9 protein-coding genes are annotated in these 14,584 nt (G+C 72.0%); 7 read left to right on the forward strand and 2 right to left on the reverse strand.

Features of this window, described 5'->3' with window-relative positions; all coding sequences use genetic code 11:
* Positions 1-230: 230 nt before the first annotated feature.
* On the reverse strand, positions 231-1,898 hold the full coding sequence (locus K2224_RS36145; RefSeq protein WP_221911329.1) for a PucR family transcriptional regulator: 1,668 nt from the start codon (positions 1,896-1,898) through the stop codon (positions 231-233).
* Between the two features lie 264 nt (positions 1,899-2,162).
* Between K2224_RS36145 and K2224_RS36150 the strand changes: the two genes are divergently transcribed.
* From K2224_RS36150 to K2224_RS36170, 5 genes are all read left to right on the forward strand, one after another.
* Positions 2,163-3,065 (forward strand): xanthine dehydrogenase family protein subunit M, encoded by a 903-nt coding sequence (locus K2224_RS36150; RefSeq protein ID WP_221911330.1) that lies wholly within the window; start codon positions 2,163-2,165, stop codon positions 3,063-3,065.
* A complete protein-coding gene (locus K2224_RS36155) occupies positions 3,065-3,664 on the forward strand; it encodes a (2Fe-2S)-binding protein (protein ID WP_221911331.1) in 600 nt (199 codons plus the stop codon). The genes K2224_RS36150 and K2224_RS36155 overlap by 1 nt, the downstream gene beginning before the upstream one ends.
* Positions 3,665-3,668: 4 nt before the next feature.
* Positions 3,669-6,059, forward strand: a complete 2,391-nt coding sequence (locus K2224_RS36160; RefSeq protein ID WP_221911332.1) for a xanthine dehydrogenase family protein molybdopterin-binding subunit — start codon at positions 3,669-3,671, stop codon at positions 6,057-6,059.
* A gap of 251 nt (positions 6,060-6,310) precedes the next feature.
* Positions 6,311-7,771 (forward strand): NCS2 family permease, encoded by a 1,461-nt coding sequence (locus K2224_RS36165; protein WP_221911333.1) that lies wholly within the window; start codon positions 6,311-6,313, stop codon positions 7,769-7,771.
* A 34-nt stretch (positions 7,772-7,805) separates the two neighbouring features.
* Positions 7,806-8,993: an XdhC/CoxI family protein gene (locus K2224_RS36170; protein ID WP_221911334.1), complete on the forward strand. Its 1,188-nt coding sequence runs from the start codon at positions 7,806-7,808 to the stop codon at positions 8,991-8,993.
* Between the two features lie 54 nt (positions 8,994-9,047).
* On the opposite strand, the gene K2224_RS36175 is transcribed toward K2224_RS36170, so the two are convergent.
* Positions 9,048-10,523, reverse strand: coding sequence for an MFS transporter (locus K2224_RS36175; protein WP_221911335.1), 1,476 nt, complete (start codon positions 10,521-10,523; stop codon positions 9,048-9,050).
* Positions 10,524-10,596: 73 nt separating this feature from the next.
* On the opposite strand from K2224_RS36175, the gene K2224_RS36180 reads away from it, so the two are divergent.
* Together K2224_RS36180 and mgtA are read left to right on the forward strand one after the other, a co-directional pair.
* Positions 10,597-11,115 (forward strand): helix-turn-helix domain-containing protein, encoded by a 519-nt coding sequence (locus K2224_RS36180; RefSeq protein ID WP_221911336.1) that lies wholly within the window; start codon positions 10,597-10,599, stop codon positions 11,113-11,115.
* Between the two features lie 626 nt (positions 11,116-11,741).
* Positions 11,742-14,534 carry a magnesium-translocating P-type ATPase gene (mgtA, locus tag K2224_RS36185; RefSeq protein WP_221912172.1) on the forward strand — a complete coding sequence of 931 codons (2,793 nt, stop codon included), beginning with the start codon at positions 11,742-11,744 and terminating at the stop codon, positions 14,532-14,534.
* Positions 14,535-14,584 lie beyond the last annotated feature (50 nt).

The following is a 14,584-nucleotide window of genomic DNA, read 5'->3' on the forward strand; positions in this document are numbered from 1 at the left end:
ATGCAGTGGGCGCATCTCAGCACGAATCCCGTCGCCGGGCCAAGGGGATGGGTGAAAGTTTTCACAATCGCGCGGGGCGGTCGCGGTGGCCGATACGCGGTGGTTTGGCCGCCGTACGCCACGGGCCGTGCGCCGGGCGCGGCAACGGCGTCGACGCGATGCCGCCCGATCGGGGGACCCCGGGACGGGGTCCGGGCCGGCCGCGACCCGTCACCTCGCCCGACGGCCCGTCAGCTCATCCGCAGGGCCAGGAAGAAGTCCAGCTTGTCCTCCAGGCGCGAGAGGTCGCGACCCGTCAGCTGCTCGATCCGGCCGACGCGGTAGCGGAGGGTGTTGACGTGCAGGTGCAGGCGGGTGGCGCAGCGCGTCCAGGAGCCGTCGCAGTCCAGGAACGCCTCCAGGGTCGGGATCAACTCGGCCCGGTGGCGGCGGTCGTAGTCCCGCAGCGGGTCCAACAGCCGGGCGGTGAAGGCCCGTCGGACGTCGTCGGGGACGAACGGCAGCAGCAGCACGTGCGAGGCCAGCTCCTCGTGGCCGGCGGCGCAGACCCGGCCGGGGCGGGCGGCGGCGACCCGGCGGGCGTGCCGGGCCTCCTCCAGGGCGCCGCGCAGCCCCTCGGCCGAGTGCACCGAGGCGCTGACCCCGATGGTCAGCCGGCCGTCGTCGGCCAGCCCCCGGGCCAGCGGTTCCTGGACGGCGCGCAGCAGCCGGTCGGCGTGCAGGCCGTCCGTCGTGGCGGTGTCGGCGGATTCCTCCGGGACGGCCGGCAGCGGCACCAGAGCCACCGCCTCGTCGCCGGTGTGCGCCACCGCGATGCGGTCCGACGGCTCCGGGCCGAACGTGCCGGGGTCGATCAGCATCTCCTCCAGCAGGCTCTGCGCCACCGGGCCGCCGGGCACGTCGCCGCCTTCCCACTCGACCCGGGCCACCACGATCTGCCAGTGCGGGGCCGCACCCAGACCGGGCAGCAGCACGGGGGCGGCCACCCGCAGCCGGGCGGCGATCTCGGCCGGCGGCGCACCGGTCTGCACCAGCTCCAGGACCTCCTGGGCCAGCCGTCGGCGGACCGTGCGGGCGGCCTCCCGGCGGTCCCGTTCGACGGCGATCAGCTGGGTGACGCCGTGCAGCAGGTCCAGGCGCTCCTCGGACCAGTCGCCGGCGTCCGCCTCGACCGCCAGCAGCCAGTCGCTGAGCACCGTCTGCCTCAGGTCGCGGCCCTCGTGGCGGATCGGGAAGAGCGAGTAGGTGGCACCGGCGAGGGCGATCCGGTGCGGGCCGCGGCGGCCGCCGCGGGCGGCGGCCAGGTGCTCGCCGGCCAGGCGGGCGCCCAGTTCCGCGGGCAGCTCCGGCCCGGCGTCGGCCAGCGTGGAGCCGGCGATCTGCCGGCCGGTGGGGGAGAGCACCCAGGCGCGCAGGTCGAGGTCGGAGCCGAGCAGGTCCAGGACGACCTCGGGGCCGCCGCCGGCCGGGCCGGAGGTCATCAGCCGCCGGTGCCGGTCCACCACGGCGGCCAGGTCGCCGGCCCGCTCGCTGGAGACCTGCCGGACGACGTGCTCGGTGATCGAGGCGAACGAGACCTTCTCGTCGACCGAGAACAGCGGCAGCCGGTGCCGGGCGCACGCCTGGACCAGGTCGTCGGGGATGGCGCCCAGCTCGGCCTCGCCGGCGGCCAGCCCGGCGACGCCCGCGCCGGCCAGGATGCGGACGAACCGCTCGGAGTCCTCCGGCTCCCGGCGCCAGGCCAGGCCGGTGAGGACCAGCTCGCCGCCGGAGAGGTACCGGCTGGGATCCCGCAGGTCGGTGGTCATCACGCCACGGACGGTGCGGTCCAGCTCCTCATCGCCCCCGAGTAGCGTGAGGCCCAGAGAGTGTGTGTCCAGGAGTGCGCGGAGCCGCATGACCTCGCCCGCCGTTCTGTGTGCTGTCTTGTGTTGCCGGTGGAATGCCGCGAGGTAATGATCCCTCGTCTTTCGTTCGAATCTACAAGACGGGCAGCGTGGCCAGCCAACCGCTTCATGGTTTCGGTGACTGCACCACGTGGGTGCCGGGCGCGTTCACTAAGGCCAACCGCGTTAACAAGACATGAACGGCGCCATGGCGACAAGGGCCCGAGGTCCCGACCATGAGCAGCGGACGACCCCATTTCGTAGAAGAGGCCAACCATGGACTTCCTTCGCCCCGCCAGCTGGGAGGAGGCGCTCTCCGCCAAGGCTGAGCACCCTACCGCTGTACCCATCGCGGGCGGTACGGACGTGATGGTCGAGATCAACTTCGACCACCGCCGCCCGGAGTACCTGCTCGATCTGAACCGGATCGGCGACCTGGAGGAGTGGGAGGTCGGCGAGCGGGCCGTCCGGGTCGGCGCCTCCGTCCCGTACACCCGGATCATGGAGAACCTGCGCGCCGAGCTGCCGGGCCTCGCGCTCGCCTCGCACACGGTCGCCTCCCCGCAGATCCGCAACCGCGGCGGCGTCGGCGGCAACCTCGGCACCGCCTCCCCGGCCGGTGACGCGCACCCCGCCCTCCTCGTGGCCGGCGCCGAGGTCGAGGTCGAGTCCGCGGCCCGCGGCACCCGGATGATCCCCATCGACGAGTTCTACACCGGCGTGAAGCGCAACGCGCTGCAGCCCGACGAGCTGATCCGCGCGGTGCACGTCGCGAAGGCGGACGGCCCGCAGCAGTACTCCAAGGTCGGCACCCGCAACGCCATGGTCATCGCGGTGTGCGCCTTCGGCCTCGCGCTGCACCCCGAGACCCGCACGGTGCGCACCGGCATCGGCTCGGCCGCCCCGACCCCGGTCCGGGCCAAGGCCGCCGAGGAGTTCCTGAACGCGGCCCTGGAGGAGGGCGGCTTCTGGGACAACGGACGGATCATCACCCCGTCGGTCGCCAAGCAGTTCGCCGACCTGTGCGCGGCGGCCTGCAACCCGATCGACGACGTCCGCGGTACCGCCTCGTACCGCCGCCACGCGGTCGGCATCATGGCCCGCCGCACGCTGACCTGGGCCTGGGAGTCCTACCGCGGCCCGGGTGCGGCCACTTCTCAGAAGGGGGGCGTCGCGTAATGCGCGTCAATTTCACGGTCAACGGCCGCAAGCAGGAAGCCGACGACGTGTGGGAGGGCGAGTCGCTGCTGTACGTCCTGCGCGAGCGGCTCGGCCTGCCCGGTTCCAAGAACGCCTGTGAGCAGGGCGAGTGCGGTTCGTGCACGGTCCGCCTGGACGGCGTGCCGGTGTGCTCGTGCCTGGTGGCCGCCGGCCAGGTGGAGGGCCGCGAGGTCGTCACCGTCGAGGGCCTCGCCGACTTCGCGAAGAACCGCTCCTGCGGCGGCCACGAGGAGGGCGGCGCCGGCGGCACCTCCCTCCAGGAGGCCCAGGGCTGGTCCGCCAAGGGCACCGACTCGCAGACCGGCGAGGGCGCCGAACTGGCCCCGATCCAGCAGGCGTTCATCGACGCCGGCGCCGTCCAGTGCGGTTTCTGCACCCCGGGCCTGCTGGTCGCCTCCGACGAACTCCTGGAGCGCACCCCGAACCCGTCCGACGCGGACATCCGCGAGGCGCTCTCGGGCAACCTGTGCCGCTGCACCGGCTACGAGAAGATCATGGACGCGGTGCGGCTCGCCGCGGCCCGCCAGTCCGAGGCTGTTCCGAGCCAGGGAGCCTGACACCATGGCAGACACACGCACCACCGGTATCCCGTTCAAGGTCACCCAGGGGTCGCAGACCAAGGGCGGCATCGGCGAGTCCACGCTCCGCCCCGACGGCACCCTGAAGGTCACCGGCGAGTTCGCCTACTCGTCCGACATGTGGCACGAGGACATGCTGTGGGGCCAGATCCTGCGCTCCCCGGTCGCGCACGCCGAGATCGTCTCGATCGACACCGGCGAGGCCCTGGCGACCCCCGGCGTCTACGCCGTCCTCACCTACGAGGACCTGCCGACCGAGGTGAAGAACTACGGCCTGGAGATCCAGGACACCCCGGTGCTCGCCCACGGCAAGGTCCGCCACCACGGCGAGCCGGTCGCGCTGGTCGCCGCCGACCACCCGGAGACCGCCCGCCGCGCCGCAGCCAAGATCAAGGTCGAGTACCGCGAACTGCCGGTCATCACCGACGAGGCGAGCGCCACCGCGCCGGACGCGATCCTCGTCCACGAGCACCGCGACGACCACCACATCGGCCACGTCCCGCACCCGAACATCGTGCACCGCCAGCCGATCGTCCGCGGCGACGCCGACGCGGCCGCAGAGCGGGCCGACGTCATCGTCAAGGGCGAGTACACCTTCGGCATGCAGGACCAGGCGTTCCTCGGCCCGGAGTCCGGGCTCGCGGTGCCCGCCGAGGACGGCGGCGTCGACCTCTACGTCGCCACCCAGTGGCTGCACTCGGACCTCAAGCAGATCGCGCCGGTGCTCGGCCTGCCCGAGGAGAAGGTGCGGATGACGCTCTCCGGCGTCGGCGGCGCGTTCGGCGGCCGCGAGGACCTGTCGATGCAGATCCACGCCTGCCTCCTGGCGCTGCGCACCGGCAAGCCTGTCAAGATCGTCTACAACCGGTTCGAGTCGTTCTTCGGGCACGTCCACCGCCACCCCGCCAAGCTCTACTACGAGCACGGCGCGACCAAGGACGGCAAGCTCACGCACATGAAGTGCCGGATCGTCCTGGACGGCGGCGCCTACGCCTCCGCCTCCCCGGCCGTCGTCGGCAACGCCTCGTCCCTGTCGGTCGGCCCGTACGTGATCGACGACGTCGACATCGAGGCGTACGCGCTCTACACCAACAACCCGCCCTGCGGCGCGATGCGCGGCTTCGGCGCGGTCCAGGCGTGCTTCGCCTACGAGGCCCAGATGGACAAGCTGGCCGACCGGCTGGGTCTGGACCGGGTCGCGTTCCGGCAGCTGAACGCCATGGAGCAGGGCACGATCATGCCGACGGGCCAGCCCGTCGACTCCCCGGCCCCGGTCGCCGAACTCCTGCGCCGCATCAAGGCGATGCCGCTGCCGCCCGAGCGCCAGTGGGAGTCCAGCGAGGGCGCCGACGTCCGGCAGCTGCCCGGCGGCCTGTCCAACACCACGCACGGCGAGGGCGTCGTCCGCGGCGTCGGCTACGCGGTCGGCATCAAGAACGTCGGCTTCTCCGAGGGCTTCGACGACTACTCCACCGCCAAGGTCCGCATGGAGGTGCTCGGCGGCGAGCCCGTGGCCACCGTGCACACGGCCATGGCGGAGGTCGGCCAGGGCGGGGTCACCGTCCACGCGCAGATCGCCCGCACCGAGCTGGGGGTCACCCAGGTGACCATCCACCCCGCCGACACCCAGGTGGGCTCGGCCGGCTCCACCTCCGCGTCGCGGCAGACCTACGTCACCGGCGGCGCCGTGAAGAACGCCTGCGAGCTGGTGCGCGAGAAGGTCCTGGAGACCGGCCGCCGCAAGATGGGCACGTACCACCCGGCGTGGGCGACCGCCGAACTCCTCCTGGAGGGCGGCAAGGTCGTCACCGACGGCGGCGAGGTCCTCGCGGACCTGGCCGACGTGCTGGAGGACGAGGTCGTCGAGATCGAGGCGGAGTGGCGCCACCGGCCCACCGTGGCCTTCGACCTCAAGACCGGCCAGGGCGACGGCCACGTCCAGTACTCCTTCGCCGCGCACCGCGCGGTGGTCGAGGTGGACACCGAGCTCGGCCTGGTGAAGGTGATCGAGCTGGCCTGCGCCCAGGACGTCGGCAAGGCGCTCAACCCGCTCTCCGTCGTCGGCCAGATCCAGGGCGGCACCACCCAGGGCCTGGGCGTGGCGGTGATGGAGGAGATCATCGTCGACCCCAAGACCGCGAAGGTGCGCAACCCCTCCTTCACGGACTACCTGATCCCCACCATCCTCGACACGCCGACCATCCCGGTCGACGTCCTCGAACTCGCCGACGAGCACGCCCCGTACGGGCTGCGCGGCATCGGCGAGGCCCCGACCCTGTCGTCCACCCCGGCCGTCCTCGCGGCGATCCGGAACGCGACCGGGCTGGAGCTCAACCGGACCCCGGTACGTCCCGAGCACCTGACGGGCACCTAACGGGACCGCCTGGGGGCCACCCCCCCCAGGCCCTCGAACCCTCCGGGCGGTGTGCAGCAAGGGGTGTCCTGTCCGTCCTCCTCAGCGCACCGCCCGGAGTCCCCACCGCACCAACCCCAGGCTGACCTGCACAACTCCGCGCAGGCAGTACCACGTTCGTCTCGGGCCGTCCCCCGGGTCGTGCAGCCGAAGTTTCATCCCAAATCTCGCCCCCTCGCGAGTGCCCCTGTGAACCTTGGGAGTAAGGCACCATGACCCAGCAGTCCACCGAGCCGAGGACCACGGCGGAAGACGCCGGTGACGGCTCGCGCCCGCCCGCCGGCCGATCCTGGCTCGACCGGTACTTCCACATATCCGACAGAGGGTCGACCCTCGCGCGCGAGACGCGCGGCGGCATCACCACCTTCATGGCAATGTGTTACATCCTGCTGCTCAACCCCGTGATCCTGGGGTCGGTGCAGGATGTCCAGAAGCACAGCCTCGATCACTCCGCCCTGGTGACGGCCACCGCCCTGGGGGCAGCCGTCTGCACCCTGCTGATGGGCTTCGTCGGCAAGGTGCCGCTGGCCCTGGCCGCCGGCCTCAACGTCTCCGCGGCGCTGACCACCCAGGTCGTCCCCAACATGACCTGGCCGCAGGCCATGGGCATGTGCGTGATGTACGGCGTCGTCATCTGCCTGCTGGTCGTCACCGGGCTGCGCGAGATGGTCATGAACGCCATCCCGCTCGCGCTCAAGCACGCGATCACCATGGGCATCGGCATGTTCGTGGCCCTGATCGGCCTGGTGAAGGCCGGGTTCGTCGGCAAGGGCATCGGCACCCCGGTGACCCTCGGCGCCACCGGAGACCTCTCCGGCTGGCCCGTCCTGTTCTTCTGCCTGACCCTGCTGCTGATCTTCATGCTGCAGGCCCGCAAGGTGCCCGGCGCCATTCTGATCGGCATCGTCGTCGGCTCCGCGCTCGCCATCGGGGCCACCAGGTTCGGCGGGCTGACCGCCAAGGACTGGGGCGGCACGCCCCCGGCGCTGGGCGGCTCGGCGGTCTCCATGCCGGACTTCGGGCTCTTCGGACATGTGCAGTTCGGCGGCTGGGGCTCCATCGGCGCCCTCAGCGTGGCCATGATCGTCTTCACCCTGGTGCTGGCCGGGTTCTTCGACGCGATGGCCACCATCATCGGAGTCGGCACCGAGGCCAAGCTCGCCGACGACAAGGGCCGGATGCCGGGCCTGTCCAAGGCGCTGTTCGTCGACGGCGCCGGCGGTGCGATCGGCGGCCTGACCGGCGGTTCCGGCCAGACCGTGTTCATCGAGTCGGCCAGCGGCGTCGGCGAGGGTGCCCGTACCGGCCTGTCGTCGGTGATCACCGGTCTGCTCTTCGCGGCCTGCCTCTTCTTCACCCCGGTCACCCAGCTCGTGCCCGCCCAGGTGGCCGCCGCCGCGCTGGTCGTCATCGGGTCGATGATGATGAGTGTTGCGGGGCATGTGGACTGGAGCGACCGGGCGACCTCGATCCCGGTGTTCCTGACCGTGGCTCTGATGCCGTTCACGTACCAGATCACCACCGGCGTCGGTGCCGGCGTCATCGCCTACACCGCCATCAAGGCGGCCCAGGGCAAGTGGCGCGAGATCGGTGCCTTCATGTGGGTGCTGACCGGCATCTTCCTCGTCTACTTCTCGCTCCATCCGATCGAGCAGTGGCTGGGCGTCAAGTAGCGCCCGCCCTCTCCCCGTCCGTAAGGAGACCGACATGCTGGACATCGCCGACGAGCTCAACCGGTGGATGGAGCAGGGACGCACCTTCGCCGTGGCCACCGTCGTGGCCACCAACGGCAGCGCCCCCCGCCAGCCCGGCGCCGCACTGGCCGTCGACAGCGACGGCACGGCGATCGGGTCGGTCTCCGGCGGATGCGTGGAGGGAGCGGTCTACGAGCTGTGCCAGGAGGCCCTGCAGACCGGCCGCCCGGTCCTGGAGCGCTTCGGATACAGCGATGAGGATGCCTTCGCGGTGGGCCTGACCTGCGGCGGAATCATCGACATCCTCATCACTCCGGTACGGGCGAGCGCTCCCGCCGACGGCGGCGGTGCCGCGGGGGACGTGGTGGACGGCAATGCCGCGACGCTCGCCTCCGCGCTGGCCGCCGCCGCCTCGGGGGAGGCGGCGGCGGTCGCGCGGATCATCGACGGCCCGGCCGAACTGCTCGGCCGCGCCCTCCTGGTCCGCCCCGACGGCAGCCACACCGGCAGCCTCGGCGGACACCCGGCTCTGGACCGCACCGCGGTCGAGGAGACCCGGGCCCTGCTGGACGCCGGGCGGACCACGACGCTGGAGATCGGCGCGGACGGCTCGCAGTGCGGCCGGCCGGTCGTCCTGCTCGTGGAATCCTCCGTCCCGGCCCCCCGCATGATCGTCTTCGGGGCGATCGACTTCGCGTCCGCGCTGGTCAAGGTCGGCAAGTTCCTGGGCTACCACGTCACGGTCTGCGACGCCCGCCCCGTCTTCGCCACCCGCACCCGCTTCCCGGACGCGGACGAGATCGTCGTCGACTGGCCGCACCGCTACCTCGACTCCCAGCAGCTGGACTCCCGCGCGGTGCTCTGCGTCCTCACCCACGACGCCAAGTTCGACATCCCGCTGCTGGAGCGGGCGCTCAAGCTCCCGGTCGCCTACGTCGGCGCGATGGGCTCCCGCCGCACCCACCTCGACCGCCAGCAGCGGCTGCGCGACGTCGGACTCACCGAGCTGGAGCTGAACCGGCTGCGCTCGCCCATAGGGCTGGACCTGGGCGCCCGCACCCCCGAGGAGACCGCGCTCTCCATCGCCGCCGAGATCGTCGCCAACCGCCGCGGGGGCACCGGCGCCCCGCTGACCGGCGCGCACACCCCCATCCACCGGGAGACGTCCCGGCCGGTGGGGCGGATCGGCGAGGTTGCCTGACTTGGCGTCAAGTGCGCGGCACGCCAAGGGGGGTGGTGGCGCCTAGGAACGCCGTCACCCGGTCACGGCACGGGGCGCGGCAGGGTGGGGGTCGCGCCCGTGTCGGCGCGCTTCCGGGCCGCGGCCTGGGCCGCCCGGCCCGTCCGGCGGCCCCGCACGGCGCCGCCGCACCAGTCCGGCCGCCGCCACCAGCAGGGCCGTCAGCGTCAGCCCGGCGGGCACGGCCAGTCCCGCGTGGTAGCCGGCCAGTACCGCGCCGGGGGTGCCGCCGGCGCCGGTGGCCGCGACCGTCACCGCGGTCACCGCCGACAGCCCGAAGGCCGCGCCGAACTGGAACGAGGTGTACAACAGGCCGCCGGCCAGGCCCTGTTCGGCGGCCGCCACCCCGTCCGTCGCCACGATCGTCAGGGGCCCGTAGACCAGCGCGAACGCGACGCCGACCAGCAGCATGCTCGGGAACATCGCCGGGTACGGCCAGTCCGCGCCCACCGGCAGGAACAGCGCATAGCCCAGCCCGGCGCACAGCAGCCCGGCGACGATCACCCGGGCGTGCCCGAACCGCCGCACCAGCCGCGGGGTGAGCACCGGCGCCAGCACCGCGTCGGCGCCCATCGCCAGCATCGCGTAACTGGTCCGCTCGGCCGACCAGCCGCGCAGCTCCTGGAAGTAGAGCACCGCGACGAACTGGAAGCCGAAGAACCCCGCGGTGAAGAGCAGCCCCGTCACGTTCGCCCGGACCAGCGACCAGGAGCGCAGCAGGCCCGGACGGACCAGCGGCGCCGCGGACCGCCGCTCGATCGCCACGAACGCGGTCAGCAGCGCCGCCCCCGCGGCCAGCACCGCCGCGGTGCGCACCACCGGTGCGTGCGCGGCCTGTTCGACGGCGAGGACGAGCAGCAGCGCGGCGCCGGTCACGGTCAGCGCACCGGCCATGTCGACCGACGGCCGGGCGCCGTCCCGCAGCGCGTCCCGTGGCACCAGGCGGCACCCGGCGACCAGCACCAGCAGCGCCGGCACCATCGGGGCGAAGAACACCCAGCGCCAGTCGACCGCGGTCAGCAGCCCGCCGGCGATCAGCCCGGCGGAGAACCCGCCGCCGGAGGTCCCGGAGTAGATCAGCAGCGCCCGGTCGCGGCGCGGCCCGGCCGGGAAGCTCGTGGTGATGATCGACAGCCCGGCGGGGGCCATGAACGCCGCGCACACCCCGGTCACGAAGCGCGCCCCGATCAGCGTCCACCCCTCGGTCGCCAGCCCGCCCAGTCCCGAGAACACCAGGAACACCGCGAGCGGCACCAGGAACATCCGGCGGCGTCCGAAAAGGTCCGCGGCCCGCCCGCCCAACAGCATGAACCCGCCGTAGCCCAGCACATACGCGCTCATCACCCAGGTCAACTCGCCGGTGGACAGGCCCAGTTCGGCGCGGATCGACGGCAGCGCGACATTCAGCATCCCGATGTCGATGCCCTCCAGGAAGATCGCCCCGCACAGGACGAGCAGCAGCGGCCAGGACGCCGCCGGGGACCGGGACATAGCGATGCTCCCTCACATGACCTCGATGGTTACCTCTTGTTACTGACCGCATCGTGCGGCACCGTGGAGGATCATGGAAGAAGGCACTGTGAAGTCACCCGGTCACTCCGGAGGAACCATGCACGGGGAACCGGCCAACGCCCCCACCGGCCCCACGGGTTGCGCCGACGGCGCCGCGGCCGACGTCGACTGCGACTACGACGCCCGCCAGTGGGACGTCCGGGAGGGCTGCGAGGTCCGGCAGATTCTCGACCGGGTGGCCGACAAGTGGTCGCTGCTGGTCATCGCCCTGCTCGACCGGCGGGTGCTGCGCTTCACCGAACTCCGCCGGGAGGTCGACGGCATCAGCCAGCGGATGCTGACCGTCACCCTCCGCCAACTGGAGCGCGACGGCCTGGTCCGCCGCACCGTCCACCCGGTCGTCCCGCCGCGGGTGGACTACGAACTCACGCCGCTGGGCGCGACCCTGCACGACACCATCCAGTCCCTGGTCACCTGGACCGAGGAACACCAAGACGAAATCGCGACCGCCCGCGCCGCCTATGACGAACGCAACGCCCGCGAACAACGCGACGCACCTCACATCCCGTAATGACGGAATGGGTCGAAAGGACGACGGGCGATGGGTGAACGTATGGCAGGATGGGGCAGCGAGGGAGCCCTTCCAAGGGGCGCCCGGCGATGTCCGCGCGAGCAAGGAGGTGATCGGGATGAGTCCCGAAGGAAGTCCTTGCCGCAGCGCTGCCGCCAGCTGATCGTGCCGTTCTCCGCGCGACCGTGACCGCGGCTCTTCTCCGCACTGCTGTGTGCTTCCACCGGTGAGTTCCGGGCGCCCTGCGCTCCCCGTCGACCTGGCGGTCCCCGCTGGGGCCCGGTTCACCGAAGAATGCCCTGACCGGTAGTTTTCCGTCTTTCTCAGCGCCCGCGCGCACCGGATTTTTCGGCCTGCCCGAAAACATTTCAACGGAGCGGCCACAGGCTTTTTCCGCATTCCGTCGTAGGGATTTCTTTGTTTTTCTCTGCGGCCTGCTGCGGCTTTCCATGGATTTCGGCAGCTTTCCGCGGCTGATGCGAAGGGGCCCGTTCTCCGCTCTCTCCCGGTGTTCTTCCGCAGTTTCCCCGGATTCCTTCGGGGGTTCCTCCCGGGCTCCGCCGGCCTTCGGCGGCGGTCGGTTCCGGCTGCCCGCGTGCGCGTCAGGAGGTTTCGCCATGACCACGATGACCCCGACCACCCCGCCCACGAAGGGGACGCTCGCTCCGCCGGGCCGCCGTCCCCGCCGGGAGCGCCGGGCCGCCGAGCTGGAGGCCCGCACCCGGCGCGTCGCCGGCCGGCTCGCCGAGTACAGCGCCCGCCCCGCCGAGCAGGTCCTGTGCGACCTCGCCGCCACTCCGGCCGGCCTCTCCCACCGCGAGGCGGCGCTGCGCCGGGAGCGGGACGGTGCCAACACCATCGCCCAGGAGCGCCCGGCCCGTTGGTACGTGCAGCTCGCCAAGGCGTTCTGGAACCCGTTCATCCTGGTGCTCGCGGTGCTGGTCGTCGTGATGTACGGGCAGTGGCTACAGGTCGCCGACACCGAGCCGTTCGACCCGAAGATCGCCATCCTCGGCGCGATGGTGCTGATCAGCGCCGGGCTGCGGTTCTGGCAGGAGTACCGTTCCGGGGCCGCGGCCACCGCGTTGCGCGCCCTGGTCACCACGACCACCGCGGTGCAGCGCCGGGCGGGCCGCGGCCGGGCGCCGGCCACCGTGGAGGTCCCCATGGCCGACGTGGTCACCGGCGATGTCGTCAGGCTGGCCGCCGGCGACCTCGTCCCGGCCGATCTGCGGCTGTTGGCCGCCAAGGATCTGATGGTCAGTCAGGCCGCGCTGTCCGGCGAGTCGCTGCCGGTCGCCAAGGACGACACCAAGCTGGCCACCGACCGCGGCCAGGACACCACCGCCGACCCGGTCGAGGCCGGCAACCTCGTGCTGACCGGCACCTCCGTCACCTCCGGCAGCGCCGCCGGCGTGGTCGTCGCCACCGGCTCGGACACCTACCTCGGCTCGATGGCCGGCGCGCTGGTCGGCGAGCGCCCGGAGACCGGCTTCGACATCGGCGTCAGGAAGGTCAGCTTCCTGCTGATCCGCTTCATGATGGTGATGGTCCCGGTGGTCTTCCTCATCAACGGCCTCACCAAGGGCGACTGGGCCGAGGCGTTCACCTTCGCGGTGGCCGTCGCCGTCGGCCTCACCCCCGAGATGCTGCCGATGGTCGTCACCACCAACCTGGCGCGCGGCGCGGTCGCCCTCTCCCGCCGCAAGGTCGTCGTCAAGCAGCTCAACGCCATCCAGAACCTCGGCGCCATGGACGTGCTGTGCACCGACAAGACCGGCACCCTCACCGAGGACCGGATCGTCCTGGACCGCTACCTCGACGTGCACGGCCGGCCCGACACCGAGGTCCTCGAACTCGCCTACCTCAACAGCCACTTCCAGACCGGGCTGCGCAACCTGATGGACCAGGCCGTCATCGACCGGATGCACGAGGCCGAGGAGGTTGTCGTCGACGCCCGCTTCACGCTGGTCGACGAGATCCCCTTCGACTTCGCGCGCCGGCGGATGTCGGTGGTGCTGCGCCGCAACGACCTCGACGGCCCCGCCGCCGAGCACCTGCTGATCACCAAGGGCGCGGTGGAGGAGGTCCTCGACCGCTGCGACCGGGCCGTGCACGCCGGCGACACCGTCGAACTCACCGACGCGCTGCGGGACACCGTGCTGCGCACCGCCGAGGACCACGCCCGGCAGGGCCTGCGGGTACTGGCGGTGGCGACCCGCACCCTGCCCGCCACCGCCCCGGACGGCCCCACCGCTCCGGACGGTCCTGGCGGCCCGGAAGGCACCCCCGCCTGCTACACCGTCGCGGACGAGGCCGGGCTGACCCTCATCGGCTTCCTCGCCTTCCTCGACCCGCCGAAGCGGGACGCCGCCGAGGCGCTGCGGGCGCTCGCCGACAACGGCGTCGCCGTCAAGGTCGTCACCGGCGACGGCGAACTGGTCGCCGCCCGGGTCTGCGAGCAGGTCGGCATCGCCCCCGGCACCCCCGTCACCGGCGCCGGGATCGACGCCCTCGACGACCTGGAGCTGCTGGAGCGGGCGCGCACCGCGACCCTGTTCGCCAAGGTCAACCCCGTCCAGAAGGCCCGGATCGTGCGTGCCCTCCAGGCCGACGGGCACACCGTCGGGTTCCTCGGCGACGGCATCAACGACGCCGCCGCGCTGCGCGACGCCGATGTCGGCATCTCCGTCGACACCGCCGTCGACATCGCCAAGGAGTCCGCCGACATCATCCTGCTGGAGAAGGACCTCACCGTCCTCGGCCAGGGCGTGCTGCGCGGCCGGCTGACCTTCGGCAACACCATCAAGTACCTGAAGCTGACCGCCTCGTCGAACTTCGGGAACGTCTTCTCGGTGCTCGCCGCGTCCGCGTTCATCCCGTTCCAGCCGATGCTGGCGCTCCAGCTGCTGGTGCAGAACCTCCTGTACGACATCTCCCAACTGGCCACGCCCTGGGACCGGATGGACGCCGACTACCTGCGCACCCCGCGCAGGTGGGACGCCCGGGGCATCCGCCGCTTCATGCTCGTCCTCGGCCCGACCAGCTCCGTCTTCGACATCACCACCTTCGCGCTGATGTGGTACGTCTTCGGCGCGAACAGCGAGGTGCACCAGGCGCTGTTCCAGTCGGGCTGGTTCGTGGAGGGCCTGCTCACCCAGACCCTGGTCGTCCACATGCTGCGGACCCGCCGGATCCCGTTCGTCCGGTCCCGGGCGGCCTGGCCGGTGCTGGTGATGACCGCGCTGGTCATGGCCGTCGGCCTGTGGCTGCCGTTCTCGCCGGTGGCCGGGGCACTGGGCATGCAGGCGCTGCCGGCGGCCTACTTCCCGTGGCTGGCCGCGACCCTGGCGGCGTACTGCCTGCTCACCCAGGGCGTCAAGGGCTGGTACATCCGCCGCTTCGGCGAGTGGCTGTGAGGGGTGGGTGGCTGTGAGGTGATCGGTGCCGGGGCGCCACGGTTGTGGCG

The organism is Streptomyces sp. BHT-5-2, assembly GCF_019774615.1.
GTDB lineage: Bacteria > Actinomycetota > Actinomycetes > Streptomycetales > Streptomycetaceae > Streptomyces.